General features: G+C 48.5%; 16 protein-coding genes. 9 read left to right on the top strand and 7 right to left on the bottom strand.

Features of this window, described 5'->3' with window-relative positions; all coding sequences use genetic code 11:
* Positions 1-18: 18 nt before the first annotated feature.
* Positions 19-1,938, bottom strand: a complete 1,920-nt coding sequence (gene dnaK / locus ACFOE0_RS03985; protein WP_248935353.1) for a molecular chaperone DnaK — start codon at positions 1,936-1,938, stop codon at positions 19-21.
* 259 nt (positions 1,939-2,197) lie between these two features.
* Between dnaK and ACFOE0_RS03980 the strand changes: the two genes are divergently transcribed.
* The 3 genes from ACFOE0_RS03980 (at position 2,198) to ACFOE0_RS03970 (ending at position 5,312) form a co-directional block, all read left to right on the top strand.
* A complete protein-coding gene (locus ACFOE0_RS03980; protein ID WP_248935354.1) occupies positions 2,198-3,103 on the top strand; it encodes a DMT family transporter in 906 nt (301 codons plus the stop codon).
* Positions 3,104-3,529: 426 nt separating this feature from the next.
* Positions 3,530-4,879 carry a diguanylate cyclase gene (locus ACFOE0_RS03975; RefSeq protein ID WP_248935355.1) on the top strand — a complete coding sequence of 450 codons (1,350 nt, stop codon included), beginning with the start codon at positions 3,530-3,532 and terminating at the stop codon, positions 4,877-4,879.
* A 139-nt stretch (positions 4,880-5,018) separates the two neighbouring features.
* A complete protein-coding gene (locus tag ACFOE0_RS03970) occupies positions 5,019-5,312 on the top strand; it encodes a DUF3144 domain-containing protein (protein ID WP_248935356.1) in 294 nt (97 codons plus the stop codon).
* Between the two features lie 64 nt (positions 5,313-5,376).
* On the opposite strand, the gene ACFOE0_RS03965 is transcribed toward ACFOE0_RS03970, so the two are convergent.
* The 3 genes from ACFOE0_RS03965 to ACFOE0_RS03955 all read right to left on the bottom strand — a co-directional run bounded on the left by ACFOE0_RS03965 (position 5,377) and on the right by ACFOE0_RS03955 (position 8,995).
* On the bottom strand, positions 5,377-6,015 hold the full coding sequence (locus ACFOE0_RS03965; protein WP_248935357.1) for a hypothetical protein: 639 nt from the start codon (positions 6,013-6,015) through the stop codon (positions 5,377-5,379).
* A gap of 171 nt (positions 6,016-6,186) precedes the next feature.
* Complete coding sequence (locus ACFOE0_RS03960; RefSeq protein ID WP_380711434.1) at positions 6,187-7,080, bottom strand: succinylglutamate desuccinylase/aspartoacylase domain-containing protein; 894 nt, start codon at positions 7,078-7,080, stop codon at positions 6,187-6,189.
* A 4-nt stretch (positions 7,081-7,084) separates the two neighbouring features.
* Complete coding sequence (locus ACFOE0_RS03955) at positions 7,085-8,995, bottom strand: CBS domain-containing protein (protein ID WP_248935359.1); 1,911 nt, start codon at positions 8,993-8,995, stop codon at positions 7,085-7,087.
* 461 nt (positions 8,996-9,456) lie between these two features.
* Here ACFOE0_RS03955 and ACFOE0_RS03950 point away from each other — a divergent pair, with 461 nt between their 5' ends.
* The 6 genes from ACFOE0_RS03950 to ACFOE0_RS03925 all read left to right on the top strand — a co-directional run bounded on the left by ACFOE0_RS03950 (position 9,457) and on the right by ACFOE0_RS03925 (position 14,014).
* The gene (locus ACFOE0_RS03950) at positions 9,457-10,170 is read left to right on the top strand and encodes a hypothetical protein (protein WP_248935360.1); all 714 of its coding nucleotides are present in this window, start codon (positions 9,457-9,459) and stop codon (positions 10,168-10,170) included.
* A 15-nt stretch (positions 10,171-10,185) separates the two neighbouring features.
* Positions 10,186-10,392: a helix-turn-helix domain-containing protein gene (locus tag ACFOE0_RS03945; RefSeq protein WP_248935361.1), complete on the top strand. Its 207-nt coding sequence runs from the start codon at positions 10,186-10,188 to the stop codon at positions 10,390-10,392.
* Between the two features lie 63 nt (positions 10,393-10,455).
* On the top strand, positions 10,456-12,423 hold the full coding sequence (locus tag ACFOE0_RS03940; protein WP_283106382.1) for a S1 family peptidase: 1,968 nt from the start codon (positions 10,456-10,458) through the stop codon (positions 12,421-12,423).
* 52 nt (positions 12,424-12,475) lie between these two features.
* Positions 12,476-12,880, top strand: coding sequence for a hypothetical protein (locus ACFOE0_RS03935; RefSeq protein WP_248935363.1), 405 nt, complete (start codon positions 12,476-12,478; stop codon positions 12,878-12,880).
* 214 nt (positions 12,881-13,094) lie between these two features.
* The gene (gene ybaK / locus ACFOE0_RS03930) at positions 13,095-13,571 is read left to right on the top strand and encodes a Cys-tRNA(Pro) deacylase (RefSeq protein ID WP_248935364.1); all 477 of its coding nucleotides are present in this window, start codon (positions 13,095-13,097) and stop codon (positions 13,569-13,571) included.
* A gap of 86 nt (positions 13,572-13,657) precedes the next feature.
* Positions 13,658-14,014 (top strand): hypothetical protein, encoded by a 357-nt coding sequence (locus ACFOE0_RS03925; protein ID WP_248935365.1) that lies wholly within the window; start codon positions 13,658-13,660, stop codon positions 14,012-14,014.
* A 43-nt stretch (positions 14,015-14,057) separates the two neighbouring features.
* Here ACFOE0_RS03925 and ACFOE0_RS03920 read toward each other — a convergent pair whose 3' ends face one another.
* The 3 genes from ACFOE0_RS03920 to ACFOE0_RS03910 all read right to left on the bottom strand — a co-directional run bounded on the left by ACFOE0_RS03920 (position 14,058) and on the right by ACFOE0_RS03910 (position 17,960).
* A complete protein-coding gene (locus ACFOE0_RS03920) occupies positions 14,058-15,335 on the bottom strand; it encodes a glutamate-5-semialdehyde dehydrogenase (RefSeq protein ID WP_248935548.1) in 1,278 nt (425 codons plus the stop codon).
* Between the two features lie 5 nt (positions 15,336-15,340).
* Positions 15,341-16,459: a glutamate 5-kinase gene (gene proB / locus ACFOE0_RS03915; RefSeq protein ID WP_248935366.1), complete on the bottom strand. Its 1,119-nt coding sequence runs from the start codon at positions 16,457-16,459 to the stop codon at positions 15,341-15,343.
* Between the two features lie 211 nt (positions 16,460-16,670).
* Positions 16,671-17,960, bottom strand: coding sequence for an NCS2 family permease (locus tag ACFOE0_RS03910; protein WP_248935367.1), 1,290 nt, complete (start codon positions 17,958-17,960; stop codon positions 16,671-16,673).
* Positions 17,961-18,345: the final 385 nt, after the last annotated feature.

The following is an 18,345-nucleotide window of genomic DNA, read 5'->3' as shown; positions in this document are numbered from 1 at the left end:
TTAAGGACTAAACCTCAATTATTTCTTGTCGTCTTTAACCTCTTCGAACTCGGCATCAACAACATCGTCAGCAGACGCATTGCTCTGACCGGCTTCAGCCTGGGCACCGCCCTGAGCAGACTGAGCTTTCGCCTGGGCAATTTCCATCAGCTTGGAAGAGGCTTCGATCAGCTCCTGAGAAGCTTTCTCGATGGCCTCTTTGTCATTGCCTTTGTTGGCAGTGTCAACTTTCGCCATAGCTTCTTCGATCTTGGTCTTGTCGTCAGCACTCAGTGCTTCACCAGCTTCTTCAATCTGCTTCTTGGTCGCGTGTACCAGACCATCAGCCTGGTTACGTGCAGTTACCAGCTCTTCGAACTTCTTATCTTCGTCCGCGTGAGCTTCTGCGTCACGTACCATTTTTTCGATCTCTTCATCGTTCAGACCAGAAGAAGCCTTGATGGTGATCTTCTGCTCTTTGCCGGTCTTCTTGTCTTTGGCAGACACATTCAGAATACCGTCAGCATCGATGTCGAAGGTTACTTCAATCTGTGGCATGCCGCGTGGAGCTGGCTCGATGCCTTCCAGGTTGAACTGACCCAGTGACTTGTTCGCGCTGGCCTGCTTACGCTCACCCTGCAGCACGTGAATGGTCACTGCGCTCTGGTTGTCGTCAGCAGTAGAGAAGGTCTGAGATGCCTTGGTAGGAATCGTGGTGTTCTTCTCAATCAGCTTGGTCATCACGCTGCCCATGGTTTCGATACCCAAAGACAGAGGAGTTACGTCCAGCAGCAGTACGTCTTTCACGTCACCGGCCAGTACACCACCCTGAATCGCAGCACCCATAGCTACCGCTTCATCTGGGTTAACGTCTTTACGAGGCTCTTTACCGAAGAAGTTGGTTACCGCTTCCTGAACCTTAGGCATACGGGTTTGACCACCCACCAGAATCACTTCGTTGATGTCAGACACAGACAGGTCAGCATCAGCCAGAGCAACTTTCAGTGGCTCCAGAGAGCGCTGGATCAGGTCTTCTACCAGAGACTCCAGCTTGGCACGGGTGATTTTAACCACCAGGTGCTTAGGACCAGTTGCATCAGCAGTGATGTATGGCAGGTTAACTTCAGTTTGAGTGGTGCTGGACAGCTCGATCTTGGCTTTTTCAGCGGCTTCTTTCAGACGCTGCATAGCCAGTGGGTCGTTGCGCAGATCCAGGCCCTGCTCTTTCTTGAACTCGTCAGCCAGGTAGTTGATCAGACGGTTGTCGAAGTCTTCACCACCCAGGTGAGTGTCACCATTGGTTGCCAGTACTTCGAAAGTCTGGTCGCCGTCGTTGCTGTCGATTTCGATGATGGAAATATCGAAGGTACCACCACCCAGGTCGTATACAGCTACGATGTTGTCGCCCTGCTTCTTATCGATACCATAGGCCAGTGCCGCAGCCGTTGGCTCGTTGATGATACGCTTAACTTCCAGACCAGCGATACGACCGGCATCTTTGGTTGCCTGACGCTGAGCATCGTTGAAGTATGCAGGTACAGTGATAACCGCTTCAGTTACAGACTCACCCAGGAAGTCTTCAGCAGTTTTCTTCATTTTCTTCAGCACTTCAGCAGACACCTGAGGCGCTGCCATCTTGTTGCCGCGAGATTCAACCCAGGCGTCGCCGTTATCAGCTTCGATGATCTTGAATGGCATGATGTTTACGTCACGCTGTACTTCGTCATCGGTAAAGCGACGGCCAATCAGGCGCTTGATAGCAAAGAAAGTGTTGGTTGGGTTGGTCACTGCCTGACGTTTTGCAGGCTGGCCTACCAGAGTTTCGTCTTCGGTGTAGGCGATGATAGACGGAGTGGTACGATCGCCTTCGGCGTTCTCCAGTACGCGAGCTTTACCACCATCCAGGATGGCAACGCAGGAGTTGGTTGTGCCCAAATCGATACCAATAATTTTACCCATGGGGTCCTCCAAAAAACTTTATAACGCTTAATTCTGTTCAATGATGGTGATATGGGGATGGATTTCCCGGCTTTCAAGTCGCGCTTTCCATGCTGCCATATCTCTCTTAACTCCCTATATTGGGATGCCATTTCCAAAAACAAGGGATCGATGAAAAATTTTGATCTTTTTTTTCTGTGGTCAGGTTTTACACATTGTATAATGCATACGACTTTTGTAGTACCAGACCCCGTCAGGGGCATTGGATGGAAGCCCTACCTTGAAAACATCAAACCTGGCCTATGTCTATGGCATTGGTGCCGTACTTTGCTGGTCCACTGTCGCCACCGCCTTCAAGCTGGCTCTGGCCCACTTTACTCCGCTGCAACTGGTGCTGGTTGCGGTATGTACTTCGATTATTGCGCTGGCGGTGATCCTGGGCGTACAGGGAAAACTCAAACTGCTTAAAGGCCAGTTCCGCGAGCGCCCACTGTTTTATCTGCAAACCGGCCTGCTCAATCCGTTTCTTTATTATCTGGTGTTGTTCGAAGCCTACTCGCTGCTGCCAGCCCAACAAGCCTTGTCACTGAACTACACCTGGGCCATCTTGCTGCCACTGCTGGCGGTCCCTCTGCTTAAACAGAAACTACAGGGCTGTGATATTCTCGCGGCCATTACGGGTTATGTGGGTGTATTGGTGATCGCCACCGGCGGTAATCCACTATCAATGAACTTTGAAAACCCTCAGGGCGTGGCGCTGGCACTGGCCTCCACTTTGCTGTGGAGCCTGTATTGGATCATCAATACCAGGGACAAAGGCGACCCGGTTGTCAGCCTGATGCTGGGCTTTATCATCAGCCTGCCCTTTATTCTGGTCACTGTGCTGACCACAGATAAGTTACCAGGCCTGAATCTGGAAGCCCTTGCCGCCGGGGTGTATGTAGGCCTGTTTGAAATGGGCATCACCTTTGTACTTTGGCTGATGGCGCTGAAAAAAGCCGAGCGCGCCGCCAATATCAGCACTTTGGCCTTTTTAACGCCGCTGCTGTCCATGTGCTTGATTGCGCTGGTGCTGAAAGAAACCATTACCGCGTCAACCATCGCCGGTATGGGATTGATTCTGTCGGCGCTGGTGATGCAGAAACTACTGAAGCCCCGGGGCCCCAAGGTGGAACCTGCAGCTTAAACATATCTCAAACTGTCCTGAACCAGCATATTTGAATAAGACCGATAGTTTTACTGTCGGTCTTTTTTTGCCAACAAAATATGGCCAACACAAAGGCAGCGAATTTATCTGTTGAATCAACAAAAGTAAGCACACTCCAATGGAGTCCAAAACCAATGCAGAGATATCCTCGATTTGCCGGGCAAAGATTTGACTGAAACAATCAATTATCTTCAAATACAAAAAGTTGTAAAACACCACAACCATTCAAGGATGATTATTCATGACCCAGGTTCGGCTCCGCCTGAACACCAGAATGCTGGCATTCAGGCTCAGGCATGAAATTGAAAAAATACCCCATAATGCATTCATCGAAAGCAGCTCAATTTCAGGTTCCCACTGCGCCCGGCAAGGTCATGTTCAACAGATCTGTGTTGTAGGTCTCTTATGAAAATCAATATTCGCAGCAAGGTCTTCCTGCTGTTTGCTTCTCTGATGGCCATCAGCGTTATCAATTTTAGTCTGATAAGTTCGATGGCAAAAACTTCAGAGGAGGACTACAACTGGGTAACTCACACACATGTTGTCATGCAGCACGGTGAAAACCTCCTGGGTGAAATCCGGGATGCAGAGACAGGACAAAGAGGGTATCTGCTTACCGGCGACCCAAGATACCTTGAGCCATTTTTTTCCGGTGTACAGCGCAGCAAGCAAGAGCTGAAAGTACTACTGGATAAAACCCGGGACAACACAGAGCAACAACAAAAGCTTGAAAGAATACAAAACCTAATCGACGATAAACTGAATGAACTGACTCATACGATAACCCTTTATAAAGCGGGAAAAATTGAAGAGTCCATTCAGCTTGTCGACAGTGACCAGGGTAAGCAAATAATGGATGAGATACGACTTGAAATGGATGCCTTTCAAGCCGTAGAAGCAGAACTGTTGAAGTCCCGGCGAGATACATACTCAAAAATGCAAACTGCCATTCAGCACACCTTTATACTTGAGTCCCTGATCTTTATCGCAGCTATGGTAGGCGTACTATGGTATGTCAATAAAAGCATACTTCGGCCTTTAGCTCTGTTGACCAAATCAGCCAGGGCCTACAAATTCTCCAAAGCTTTTATTCCTGTCCAACTCTCCAGACAGGATGAAATTGGCGAGCTAGCCACGGCATTTAATCATATGGGGGAAAGAGTGACCCGGTCCAGAGATGCTCTTGTTGATGCCAATCAAAAGACACAGAGTAAACTGGATGATGCTCTGAGTGATGCGACAACAGACCCTCTGACAGGCCTGAAAAATCGCCGCTACATGCATGACAGTTCGCGGCAGTTGATCGAAACCAGCATAAGTGAGCAAAGCAACCTGAGCATTATCTTATTTGATGTCGATCACTTCAAACATGTTAACGACAACTATGGCCACGCCTCTGGAGATCAGGTACTAAAAATGCTGGGGCGAAACATTAAAGCCAGCATCCGCACATCAGATATTGCTGTTAGATACGGAGGAGAGGAGTTTGTCATTCTTCTGCCGGATACAGGATTGAACAGTGCTGCAGCTATCGCCGAGGGCCTGCGAAAAAGCGTGGAAAGTATGGTATTTCCGACACTGGATGGCAGCCATATAACCATAAGTCTTGGCGTGGCCCAACTCAGCAATGACGAAACCGACATCAACGCCCTATTCATTCGTGCAGACAAAGCTTTGTATGAGTCGAAAAGTAATGGCCGCAACCGAACCTCAGTGGCTGACCAATTATCCTCTTTTCCCAATATTGAGATTTAGCTCATCGTTTTTAACTCATATAAATCAGTAATGTGAGCCAGCTTGCTGTCTGCGGCACACAAAATGCGTAGGGTTAACGGCGAATAAAGATAAATGCAAAAGGTCAGTGATACCTTTTGCCATAGAACAGGAATTCAGGATGTCTGACAGCGAAAAAGCGTTTTTTGACCGTGCCAGTGAGTTGATCCAACTGGCGAACAAACAGAACCAAAACACAGAAATCAAAACCGGCGAAGTCAGCGCTTCCTTTATGTATGCGGTAGCCCGTTACAATGCCTGGTTTGGCTCCACCAGTTTTGAAACCAAAGAGCAGATGCAGTCAAAGAAGCAGGAGATGATGGATTACTATATGGAGCGTTATAAAGAGATGCTCGAAGGTAACCTGAACGACTATATTGAGCACTTCGACCACTACCGTCAGACTCAAAAATAAGCCAGACAGCCAATAACGAAAAAGCCCTTCAACTGAAGGGCTTTTTTAATTCAGTTACCGGGTTCTACTTGCCATTGACATCCACTTCACCGACGCCTACGTCGACATGAAGATTTCCCTGTCCGTTCAAGCTGGCGCTGTAACTGGCACTGACCATGGCGCGCTCGACTTCAGCTTTTTTGCCGTTCATAGAGAAGCTGACATCACCCACACCTGAGGTCAGCTCAACGTCATCATACTGGTGGCTGTGATTCACCTCTACCTCGCCAACGCCAAGGTCGATTTCCAGGCTGTTGTCCATGCCCCGGGTTTCAACTCTGCCCACACCCATTTCCAGATTTACCGCCACTGACGCCGGCAGTAAAATGCGCCACTCCTCTTTGACATCTTCGCTGTCACTCAAGCTCAAAGACAGGCGCTTTCCTTCATTCAACTGCACGTCCAGTTCGATATCGCTGACATCACGCTTATCACCAAAGAACAAAAATCCGGTTTCGGCACCTTCCAATTCAACCTGAATCTCTATCTGATCTGAGTTGGAAGCGATCAGCTCAACCTGCCCAACTCCTACATCCAGGTGTAAAACCTCCCCCTGATAATCGAAGGATTCAGTCAGGGTTTTGTCGTCGGCCAATGCGCTGCCTGATATCAGCAGCCCGGATAAGGTTAGCGCAGCAATTTTGGTTTTCAGCATTCTGTTCATTTTGCATCTCCGTGGAAATATTCCTTTCCCACGAAATAGCAAAGACAATGCCAACCAACAAAAAACCTTAAAGTACAATACGTTAATCAAAAACCTCCATTCCAGACTTAGATATCAAGCTGCCTGGGTGGCGAATATTGCCAACACATTTAGTGATTTTAACCAGATTGATTATTGCCTAGGCTTATCCTGGCTGAGAAAGAAACCTTCACTGACAGGAAGATGGTAGCCGGGCATGATAATCCTGCCATCAAGATGGGCGCAGATCTCCCGCCCGTTAAGGGTTGCCAGCGGTTGTTCCCGATGAATCGGCTGACCATTCTCAAATCCGGGGTACATGGAAAACTCGTCCCCTTTGCTTACTGTCAGGGTATAACAAATCTCGGTATAGATTTTTCCCCAGGGTGCAGATGCCTTTGCCAGATAAGCTTTTGCAGATTCAACCTGTTCACAGTGGGCCATCATGCCAAGAATATGGCTGTGCAATATAACGGCATTCAGGCCATATTCCAGCGTGGATGCCTGATCATGCTGACCACATTCAATGATATGAGAGGTCGTCAACTCAGGAACAAACCACTCAGCTAGGCAGCCTTGCAGCTGTTCCAGCAGACCTGAAATCTTGGGGACCGGGGTAACGGGCAGCAGCAGCTCAGCTGTATTCCGGGTTAGAGCTGACATAAAGGGCATACCATGGGCTGATGTAGAATGAAGATCCAGCAGGTGTATCTCTCTGTCTTCATACTCATCCAAAATCGCACTCAACTTATTGTTAATAGCCCTGGCAAGCTCAGGCTCATGCCCATAAATTGTCTCTTCAAGCAGGATTTCCGGAGTAAAACAGCGGTTGAGATCTCTGTCGATAAAACGTTTTCCCTGCAGGAATGCCTGTTTGTTTCCTTCTACAAACAACCAACTCCCTTTAGTCGGCAGACCCGCTATACACTCTTTAAGTTGCTCCAATACGTAATGTCCAACCGGCTCGTTGCCATGGACAAAGCCGGTCAGCACCATCAATGGTCCCGTCGGTGAACTCTTAAGCCAATGAAATACAGGTTCAGTCATAAATTCAGTACAAACTCGACAACCAATGGGAGAACTCATTGAAGAGTTGCTTATCTGACAATACTCCAACGAGTTTACCGTCATGAATGATGGGTACGACTGAAATCTGTGTTGATTGCATCAGCTCAACAGCCTCTTTCACACTTGTCGTGGGGGATAAGGTGATAACGTCGCGACTCATCAAGTCTTTTACCGGAACCAGGTGTACATCGCCCTGCTCGGCATAGGTGCCATAAATATCCAAAATATGACGGTAAGACAGGACACCAACTATGTCACCATTATCGCATTCGACTATCAGAGTGCGCAGATGATTCCAATGCATAATCTTGGCAGCGAAGTCGATAAGGTCGTTCTCGTTAACGGTAAACACCCGGGTATCCATCACCTGCTCAACGGTTTTGCCGCTCTTGGTGTACACCTCCAACTCTGTGGCACTGATATCTTTCCATTGATGCAACGGTAAGTTGCTTTCCTGACGATTTAGCATCACGCGGGTCAACAGATTACTGCTGATACGTGCGTTAAAACCTTTGCTCTGGATAAAGTCGAAATTGCGGATCATCCATATGGCACTGTTGGTTTTGGTACTTACCCGGCCAGCAATTATCCCCAGATACAACTGAATATCTGCCTCATCCAGCCCGGCCAGCCTTAGCCCCTTCTCGGCTACAGGCAGCAAGTGCTTTTCAATAAGCTCACAGCAACTGAGCTGTTCGCCGTTAAACCACTCCATTGTGGTATTGAGTGACTGAGCCGCGGCATTATCAAAGTTGGTTTTGGCCACATTGAAGGGCATCAGCTTGGTGACATCGTCCAGCGTATGGCCGTAGCCATTAAGCAGACCCAGGTAAAACGCCATATTGGCAATGGCATCCTGACTGGTGGGGCCGGCAGGCAATGCTCTATTCTCAATTCTGAGGTGAGGTAAATTGTCTTTCACACCATAGCAGGGGCGATTCCAGCGATAGACGGTGCCATTGTGAAGACACAAAGCTTTGAGCTTGGGGATCTCACCATTGGTCAGCGCCTTCATTGAGTCCTGTTCACATTGCTCGGCAAACAGAATGCGGAACTTGGAAATGTCCTCTTTAAAGATTTCAGCTACTGAGGCATCGATCCACTTGCTGCCAAACCAGACTCTGGGCTCCATTTCCCGGCTGTTCAGCTTGTTGTCACGGGTATCAATTGATTGTTGAAACAGTGCAATCCGGGTTTCATGCCAGAGCTTTTTACCCAGCAAAATCGGACTGTTGGCAGCAACCGCAAGCACGGGCGCGGTAATCGCCTGAGCAATATTGTAGTAATGTACAAATTCCTCCGGCGCTATCTGAAAATGGACCTGAAAACTGGTGTTACAAGCCTCAATAAGCACGTTGTCATGGGTGAATGAAAGCTCATCTATGCCTTTGATATAAAGCTTATAATCTTCACCTTTCATATCGCATAGCACACGGTTGAGCTCGAAATAACGGTTCTTGGGGGTAATCTTGTCCAGCTCAAGATCCCTGGGCGCTATGGTCGGCAGGATCCCGGTGGCCATCACATTGCAACTCTCCCCGGTTGCTGCCTTTTTAAGGTCAGCTACCAGGCCATCAAGTTCCCGCTGCACAGCGCTGAGTACATCCCCTTTAAACTCCCGGGGACTAAGATTCGCTTCAAGGTTGAATAATGCAAGTTCGTGAGTAAAGAAGTCCGGATCCAGATGTTCCAGAACCTCCTGGGCTTTGGCGGCGGGCTCCATATCCTGCCCGAGTAGAAAGAACTCCTGTTCGGCGCCGATACGGCTGACACCAGTTTCAAATTTATTCTGCTGCAACATAGTTTCAAGGGCCTGGACATCCTTGAGCAGGTGCTGCATAAACAGGCGTTTATCATGATGAGATTTGGTGGTGTCACTAATATCCTGACCCATAGCGCCTCCCTACTGCACATTTTATTATTTAGCTCTCCTGAATATTAATGGCGTAAAGTTATCAACATGTAAACAACCCAAATATACACGTCTTAGAAGTAAGCCCTCCGGACGGAGAATGCATTACTTGCTCCTGTTATTTATTCCAAGCAAAAACAAGTAAATATCAATTTCTTCTGATTACTTCAGCACAAAGAAAAAAACAGCACACCTCTGGTCAGGGCAACGAGCTAAGTGGGCGAATGAGACGACATCATCTTAATGATCACGCAGAGCAGAACCAAACCGTGAGGTGACAGAAAAAAAAGCCCCGCTGATAACCAGAACATAAATAACCCCATATTAACAACAACATAAGAATGAACAGCAAAACATTTGACTTTGTTAATTTAATGTTTAACATTAAATTTTTAATGAATATCGTTAAATCCATACTCGATACCTGGATTCGGAAAACTAATATGGAATCAAATTCAGATATAGCCAGAATATGCAATCTGGGAAAACGGGTGAGATGGCTGTTGTGGCTGATTTGCGGCCTTATACTGCTTTCAAATATTAGTTTGTTTTTATTTTATGGTGTTGATACTCAACTATTTACCCGCACAAACTCTTTCATGATTCAGGAGTTGTTATTCTCTTCATTCTTTGATGATGCCATGTCCACCAGCATCCATGACTCTCCAAAATGGTTCACTAAAATCCTCTGGTATATCTCTGTCCCCGTCTGTCTGATCATCACAGCAATGATTCTGATAAAGCTGGACAGGCTATTTAAGTCCTATTCACAAGGTATTGTTTTCCATCCACTAAATAATAAAAGAATGGCAAATATAGGATGGTTGTTGATTGCACTCTATTTTACCGACGCAATTGCATCAATTACATTCGAGTCATTGCTGTTTAGCCTGCCCATGGAGAATATTATTATCAGCGAAGGGCTCCCGGATGAAGCGATCTTGTTTGGCAGTTTCTCAGAGGGCGACCCCCAGATGATTGACTGTGTGTCACCACATACCCTCGAATCTGGAATGGACCCATCAGATGCTCCAGAATTCGGCACCATCATATATAACAATGCTACATTGCTGCTGTTTGGTTCCTTTCTGGTTGTAGTCGCCAGAATAATGAGTTATGCAGCAAACTTAAAAGAAGAAGTCGATACTCTGATTTAAATACATGGATTATGCATGAGAATAGTTGTAAATCTTGAAGTAATGCTTGCCAAAAGGAATATGCGATTAAGTGAACTATCAGACAAAGTTGGAATATCCATACAAAATTTGTCGATATTGAAAACAGGAAAAGCAAAAGCGATCAGGTTTTCGACATTGGCGCTAATTTGCGAAGCATTGGACTGTCAGCCCGGTGATTTGCTCGAGTACCTGCCTGAATAGACGGCAATCTAATTCAGGCAGGATTTCATTTAACTAAGCACAGTTAAACAATTGGAGTTTACAATGCCCCACCCCACAATAACAAGTTTGATTACCGCTTTTGTGGTAACAGCCAGTAGCGCCTGTCTCGCGGCGCCAAAGGACACATACGAAAACCTATCAAAAATAAAAGCCTCAAACCCCACGCCACGAGTCATTGGTGGTGAAAATGCCCAGAAGGGTGAGTTCCCGTTTATGGTCTCACTTATTGGCTCCAACACGCAAACCACAGGCTCTGTCCAGCCTTTTTGCGGTGGCTCTCTGATAGGAAAAAAATACATCCTTACTGCCGCCCACTGTGTCGGCTATGGCCAAGCAGACCCAAGTTCCATAGATGTGATTGTCGGGCTTCACGATGTCAACAAACCCGGCGAAGGCAAACGTCACAAGCTCAAAGCTATCTACGCAGATCCAGCCACTGATACCGCTCTGCTGGAGCTGGAAAAACCTGCAGAAGGAGTAGTTCCAATCAAGCTCATAACCCTTGAGCAGGCAAAGCAGCTGAAAGACGGCGATATGATGACTGTCATTGGCTTTGGCGTCACCATTGAAAATGACGAAAGACCCCTTGCAGAAATACTGCAAAAGGCCGATGTGCCGCAATTTAACCAAGCCCAATGCAATACCAACTATGAAGAATATATGGGTCAGAAGAACCCTATTACTGACGCTATGATCTGCGCTGGCTATGCCAAGATAAAAAAAGATTCCTGTAACGGCGATAGCGGTGGTCCGCTGTTTATGAAAAGAGACGGCCAATATTATCAAACCGGCATTGTCAGTTGGGGCGCCCAGGTTTGTGCCAGCGATAATCTGCCGGGAGTCTACGTCAGAGTCTCCAAGATGCTTGACTGGATTTATGGGCTATCTTCGGGAGTGACATTCAACAAAGAGCTCGATTTGGGTTATTTGGAAATGGCTCAGGACGTCATTCAAAATTTAAATATCAAGAATGAAGGAAGCGAGAGATTTGTTGTTAATAAAGTAGAGTTCAATGAGCTGAAAAATCTGGCTTCACCACAAGTTACCGATAACAGTTGTAATACGAAGGATATTGAACCGGGCAAAGAGTGCGATATTAAATTTAAGTTTGCCACTAACAATGCTGGGGCTGCAAGCTTAGTTATGGCGCTGGAAACCAGCCACCCTCACCTTAAACAAGCAAATTCCAATGTCTCTGTTGAAATTGCAGAGAAATCAGATCTTGACCTGAAAAAGCTGCTGGATATCAAGTATCCGGGCTTTATCGAGTGGCACACGGGGGGCAAAGGAAAGTGGCAACCCCAGTCCAGTCAAACATACACAGGTGACAGCGGCATAGAAACAGACTCTGTTGAGGATGATAACGCCGCTGCATTGTTAGGCATTATCAGCAGTGACAGGGTCACTGAATTAAGCTTCAGTTATCTTGTCAGCTCCGAAGCCAATAAGGATGGATTGCGGGTATCGGTAAACCAAAATGAAGAACTGTTTGCCAGCGGCAGTACCCAGGACAAATTCCTGCATGTGACACTCCCTCTTTCCAAAGGTAAAGATAGAGTATTGTTTGCCTATACCAAAGATGGTTCCGGCAGTGATGGGGACGACAAGGCTTACCTGGACAATGTACAACTGACCATTACCAATAAGGCCCCAACCATAGCCATTAAAGCCCCCAAGACTGTTGAGATAGGCAAAACGGCTAAGCTTGATGCCAGCGCAACAAAAGATCCTGACGGAGATACCCTCAGTTACAGTTGGAAGCTAACCAGTAACCCAGGTGGCGCAACCCTCACTGGCAATACCAATAACACTGCGACGTTAAAACCAGGCAAAAAAGCGGGCAAGGTTGAGTTTGAACTGACAGTAACAGATCAGTACGGCGCACAAGCAACCAGCCAGGGCGCTGTCATCATTCAGGAGAAGCGCAAAGGTGGAAGTATTTCACTATCGTTGATCTTACTGCTGGCACTTCTGGCAATGGTGTCATGCCCAAGACGCAAACGGGCATAAACCCATTTGAGGGCTTTGGAGTTATCTCCAAAGCCCTGTCAGGAGCTTCAATATGAAAAACCAATTATTACTGGCGGTTGTTATTGCGATGGTTTCTGTTCCCGCCATCGCCACCATCTACCATGCCAAAATGAACAACTTCTACGTCAGATCTGCCTCTCCCGAGCTGCTTTATGGCGTAAAGGTAGTGGGAAAGAGTATCCAGGTGGCGGTTGTTTCAACCGGATGCACAGGTGTTGAATCATTTAAGGTGAAGGTTATTGATGAAAGTGAACAACAAACAACCCTGCAATTACTCAGGGTAAAGCCGGATCTATGCAGGGCAATTCCTCATCTAATTGAAATCGAAATTCCTCTTCCGAAGGAAGCTATTGCGAGGGAGATACTGATGTCCAATTCAATTGGTGACGCCTCTCGATACAGAAGTAATATTAAGGTGCTCCCAAAGCCTGATTAGCCTCAGGCCTGATGGATAGACACTGTAATTCGAGTGCCCCCCCGTGCTCATTCACTTCGGCTGTCGCTGCTGCCACCGTATCCTCTTTGTGCCAGTCCCTTCACAATCTCTTTCCGTTGAACATAATGAGAATGCGTCCAGTAAGCTAAACGAAAGATCACGGAAGCCCGACGCTGCTATCGTTATAATTCGCTATTTACCGCGGATAATTCAGATGACTCCAGCCACAGTCCAGGCCAAGAAAGCCAAAATCCAATATGAGTTACATGAGTACCATCATGACAAAGAGGTGCACGCATTTGGCGACGAGGTTGCACAAAAACTGAACGCGGATCCGGCGCAGGTGTTCAAAACACTTCTGGTGGCTGAATCCAGCAACTCAGCACCGGTTGCCGTCGCTCTGGTGCCTGTCAGCCATCAATTGGATCTCAAGGCATTATCCAAAGTGCTCGGCCTGAAGAAATTGACCATGGCAGGGGTAGAGCCGGCCCAGAAAAGCACCGGCTACCTGGTGGGCGGCATCAGCCCTTTGGGGCAGAAGAAACGCTTACCCACTGTGATAGACGATACTGCGACCAATTTTGATTTTATCTATGTCAGCGGTGGCAAGCGTGGATTGCAACTCAGCTTAAAGGCAGCGGATCTGGGTAAGGTGCTGAATGCCAAATTTGCCGATCTTAAACACTGTTAAGCATTCTCTTAAAAAGCCTTTTTGCAATTGTGGCATCAGAGGGTTATAAACAGAAACAGAGGACTGGAAGCAAGCATGGAGGGGCAATGGACGAGCCCGGCAAGTTTATCAATTTAAAGAATGAGCGCAGGCTCAAATATCTGGGCATTGTGGTTGGCCTGGTAATATTTACCATTCAACGTTACACCGGCAATGATTACACCCATCTGTTGGTACTGCTCTACTTTATGTTTCTTTTACCTTCTATCGGCCTGGACCGCGCCGTACAGGAGAGATACTTCCCGTTTTCACAACAGTTTTTTGCTGCTCTGAGGGCGGTGACCATAGTGATTACTCTTATCGTGCTGGGCCTGTATATCTACGCTATGAGCACGCCACTTGGGCAACCCATCACACTGCCGGATCACCTTAAATATCCCCATGAGCTGAAACAGTCAGAGTAATTGCGATAAAAAAGGCCGCATCAATGCGGCCTTTTTATTTAGCTTAGCTGCGGGCGGTGTAATCGCCCCAGGCCAACCATTTAAAGGTAGTTAGGGCTTCCAATCCCATGGGTCCACGGGCATGCAGCTTCTGGGTAGATACAGCAACCTCTGCGCCCAGACCAAATTGGCCTCCGTCGGTAAAGCGGGTGCTGGCATTCACATACACTGCAGATGAGTCGATTTGTTCCATAAAGCGAGCCGCAGTGTGAATATTATCGGTCAGAATCGCTTCTGAGTGACCACTGGAATGACGGCGGATATGGGTCACGGCTTCATCCAAATCGGCCACAACTCGTACGCCCAGAGTCAACGACAGCCACTCAGTGCTGAAAGACTCATCATCAGCAGCATGCATCTCAACATTCAGTCCTGCAGCCAGCTCCCGGGTTTTGTCACAGCCATAAAAGTGCACGCCCTGAGCTGCCAGCTCGGTTAATGCCGCCGGAATCACCTCGGCAGCAACCTTTTCATGTACCAATAAAGTATCCAGTGCATTACAGACAGTTGGACGCTGCACCTTGGCGTTGATGATCACCGGGTTGATGCGGCTTAAATCAGCTTGCTCATCAATAAACATATGGCAGATACCAATGCCACCGAGGATGACCGGAATAGTCGCCTGCTCGGCACACAGGCGCTGCAACTTCTGACCACCACGGGGCACAATCATGTCCACATATTGATCCAGCTTGAGCAGGCCACTGACCAGCTCGCGGTCCGGGTTATCAATCAGCTGCACAGCATCCTGTGGCAAACCCTGTTCGACCACAGCGCGGCGGATGGCGGATGCCAGCGCGCGATTGGAATTTACGGTTTCTTTACCGCCACGCAGAATAACAGCATTGCCTGTCTTCAGCGCCAGTACCGCAATATCCACGGTCACATTGGGCCGGGCTTCATAGATCACACCAATCACACCAAGAGGCACGCGACGACGGGCCAGACGCATACCATTGTCCAGCACGCGACTGTCGATTTCACTGCCCACGGGGTCAGCCAGGGCAATCACATTATCTATGTCTGCAATCACGCTCTGCAGCCGGACCTCATCAAGCAGCAGACGGTCCACCATGGCATCGTTCAAGCCAGCTTCACGGGCGGCGGCCACATCCATTTCGTTGGCGGCCAAAATTTCTTTCTTGTGGGCCTGCAGTGATGCGGCAATCGCTGTCAGCAATTGCTGTTTATCTTTGGCAGTCAGGTTGGCCAGAGAATAACTGGCTTCACGGCCCTGCTTACCCAGGTTGTCCAGGTAAGTCTGCTTGTCTTGTGCACTCATCGTCATTACAACACCACCATATCGTTTCTGTGTACTACAGCATCACCATAGTCATACCCCAGCAGAGACTCGATATCATCCGAGTGCTTACCGGCAATCTTCTGCATGGCAGCCGCGTTATAGCGGGCCAGACCGCGTGCAAACACCCTGCCGTTGGCATCGGTCAGCTCCAGGGTGTCACCGCGCTCAAACTCACCCTCAACGGATACCACGCCTTTGGACAGCAAACTGCGACCTTTATTGGCCACGGCATTCACCGCACCTTCATCAAGTACCAGCTGACCTCTTGGCTTGGGACCGGCCAGGATCCACTGCTTGCGGCTCTCCAGTGGATGCTCAATAGCACAGAAATGAGTACCGACAGCTTCTTTGCAGCTCAGCTTCTTAATCACATCCGGGTGTTGACCCGAAGCGATCACCACTTCTATACCGGCGCGACGGGCAATATCTGCCGCTTCCAGCTTGGTGGCCATACCACCTGTACCCAGACCGGACACAGAGCCGCCAGCCAGCTTACGCAGGCTATCGTCAATATTGGCGACTTCGGGGATCAATTTTGCATCAGGATTATTACGGGGATCCGCGTCGAACAAACCTTTTTGGTCTGTCAGCAAGATCAGTAAATCAGCATCACATAAAAGTGCAGCACGGGCAGACAAGTTGTCGTTATCGCCCACTTTGATTTCCTGTGTCGCGACAGCGTCGTTCTCATTGATAATAGGCACAATCCCCTGAGCCAACAGAGCATTCAAGGTATCGCGGGCATTGAGATAGCGTTCACGGTCATGCAGATCGGCACGGGTCAGCAACAGCTGGCCCACATTAAAACCATAAATACCAAACAGCTGTGACCAGGCCAGGATCAACTGACTTTGCCCTACCGCTGCCAACAACTGTTTGCTGGCCATGGTATCGGGCAACTGGGGGTGCTGCAGATGCTCACGACCGGCAGCAATTGCTCCGGACGTACACAACACCACTTCCACACCGGCTTTCATCAGATGCGCCATCTGGCGGGTTAATTCCGCCATCTGCGCTTTATCCAGGCTACGACTGCCTGATGTCAGCACACTGGTTCCCAGTTTTACCACTACGCGGCGGTAAGCTATCTCACTTGCGTTCATTCTGTTTCAGCATAAAAAATTCGATGGATCCTTATACCCAATCCCCCGCGGAATTAACAGTACCCGCAACAGGCATATGATGGATATTCATCATAGATGAGCAAGATTTCATCCGCATAGGAATCACCCCGGATACAAAAAAGCACGTCCTGTGACGTGCTTTTTAACTCAGTGATCAACCCGAAGCAGAGTTGCGTGATAACTTGCGTTATCAGGCGAACGCAAACTTAGCCACAAACAGGGCAGCCAACACTACTACGCCAGCAGTCAGGTCACGGTAACGACCGCTCATCAGCTTGATAGCGGCGTAAGAGATAAAGCCAAAGGCGATACCGGTAGCAATAGAGTATGTCAGTGGCATCAGAATACAGACCACAACCACAGGAGCTGCTTCAGTCAGATCTTCCCACTCTACATGCACCAGGCCAGACATCATCAGAATGGCAACATAGAACAGAGTACCCGCGGTCGCATAGGCTGGCACCATACCTGCCAACGGTGAGATAAACAGAGCAGCCAAAAACAGCAGACCCACAACAACCGCAGTTAAACCGGTACGGCCACCAGCACTCACACCTGCGGTGCTTTCAATATAACTTGTGGTGGTTGACGTACCCAATGCAGCACCTGCGATAGTCGCTGTACTGTCAGCCATCAAAGCACGGTTCAAGCGAGGCAGGCGCCCTTTGTCATCCAGGAAACCACCACGTTGAGCGACCGCCACCAGAGTGCCGGAAGTGTCAAACAGGTCAACAAACAGGAAGGCAAATACCACTGACAGCATGGAGATTTCCAGCGCACCGGACAGGTCCATGGCCATAAAGGTTGGCGCAATCGACGGCGGCGCAGACACCAGGCCTTTGTACTCCACACCACCGAAAATCACACCCAATGCAGTAATAGACAGGATGCTGATAATCACCGCAGATTTAAACCCACGCTGAACCAGCGCGATAATGATAAAGAATCCCAGAGTCGCCATCAGCGCAGGGAAGGAAGTGATATCCCCCATGGTCACCAGAGTCGCCGGGCTGCCAACCACGATACCTGAACTTTGCAGCGCAAGCAGCGCCAGAAACAGACCGATACCAGCAGCAATACCCAGTCGCAGCGACATAGGAATTGAGTTCACAATCCACTCGCGAATACGGGCCAGAGACAAGGCCATAAAACAGATACCGGACAGGAATACTGCACCCAATGCAGTTTCCCAGCTGTAGCCCATTTCACCTACCACAGTGTAAGTGAAGAAGGCGTTCAGACCCATACCGGGAGCCAGTGCAATGGGATAGTTGGCAACGACACCCATGACGATACAGCCAATTGCTGCCGCCAGACAGGTGGCCACAAATACGGCACCATGGTCCATACCGGCATCTGCCAGCATCATAGGGTTAACAAACAGGATGTAGGCCATGGTCAGGAAGGTGGTAAAACCTGCGATCACTTCCTGCTTAAGGCTGGTTTGGTTTTGCTTGAGTTTGAACAGTTTTTCCAACATGGAAGCTGGTTCCTATAGCGCGAAACAAACAGTGTGGGTAAGTGACCCGGTACCTACCGGAACTGCCATCCTGGAAAGCCACTCACAATTTCGGCGGGATTATAGGAATTTCAACCAGATCAGACCAGCAAGCTAACGCCCACCAGACAGAACATATTGTTCCAAAAGCCGAACGATCGACCTGATTTTTAGACGATGCTGGTACATCTTTCGCTTATGTTGCGGGTTGTTAAACGCTAAAGGGAACACCCAGGGAGCAAATTGCAGATAAAAAAAAAGCCTGCTCAAAGAGCAGGCCAAGACAAAACTCATACTTTTCCGCAGGGAAATTGGTTACCGCGCCAGCGAGTAATCAGGGCCACCGATGCGAAAGGTGACTAACAAC

It is taken from the genome of Shewanella submarina, assembly GCF_042646185.1.
GTDB lineage: Bacteria > Pseudomonadota > Gammaproteobacteria > Enterobacterales > Shewanellaceae > Shewanella > Shewanella corallii.
This window is presented reverse-complemented; position numbering and strand designations above follow the sequence as displayed.

Coding starts and splice junctions, on each gene's coding strand:
- dnaK (WP_248935353.1), bottom strand. CDS start 1,938: ATGGGTAAAATTATTGGTATCGATTTGGGCACAACCAACTCCTGCGTT.
- ACFOE0_RS03975 (WP_248935355.1), top strand. CDS start 3,530: ATGAAAATCAATATTCGCAGCAAGGTCTTCCTGCTGTTTGCTTCTCTG.
- ACFOE0_RS03970 (WP_248935356.1), top strand. CDS start 5,019: ATGTCTGACAGCGAAAAAGCGTTTTTTGACCGTGCCAGTGAGTTGATC.
- ACFOE0_RS03965 (WP_248935357.1), bottom strand. CDS start 6,015: ATGAACAGAATGCTGAAAACCAAAATTGCTGCGCTAACCTTATCCGGG.
- ACFOE0_RS03960 (WP_380711434.1), bottom strand. CDS start 7,080: ATGACTGAACCTGTATTTCATTGGCTTAAGAGTTCACCGACGGGACCA.
- ACFOE0_RS03955 (WP_248935359.1), bottom strand. CDS start 8,995: ATGGGTCAGGATATTAGTGACACCACCAAATCTCATCATGATAAACGC.
- ACFOE0_RS03950 (WP_248935360.1), top strand. CDS start 9,457: ATGGAATCAAATTCAGATATAGCCAGAATATGCAATCTGGGAAAACGG.
- ACFOE0_RS03945 (WP_248935361.1), top strand. CDS start 10,186: ATGAGAATAGTTGTAAATCTTGAAGTAATGCTTGCCAAAAGGAATATG.
- ACFOE0_RS03940 (WP_283106382.1), top strand. CDS start 10,456: ATGCCCCACCCCACAATAACAAGTTTGATTACCGCTTTTGTGGTAACA.
- ACFOE0_RS03935 (WP_248935363.1), top strand. CDS start 12,476: ATGAAAAACCAATTATTACTGGCGGTTGTTATTGCGATGGTTTCTGTT.
- ybaK (WP_248935364.1), top strand. CDS start 13,095: ATGACTCCAGCCACAGTCCAGGCCAAGAAAGCCAAAATCCAATATGAG.
- ACFOE0_RS03925 (WP_248935365.1), top strand. CDS start 13,658: ATGGACGAGCCCGGCAAGTTTATCAATTTAAAGAATGAGCGCAGGCTC.
- ACFOE0_RS03920 (WP_248935548.1), bottom strand. CDS start 15,335: ATGAGTGCACAAGACAAGCAGACTTACCTGGACAACCTGGGTAAGCAG.
- proB (WP_248935366.1), bottom strand. CDS start 16,459: ATGAACGCAAGTGAGATAGCTTACCGCCGCGTAGTGGTAAAACTGGGA.
- ACFOE0_RS03910 (WP_248935367.1), bottom strand. CDS start 17,960: ATGTTGGAAAAACTGTTCAAACTCAAGCAAAACCAAACCAGCCTTAAG.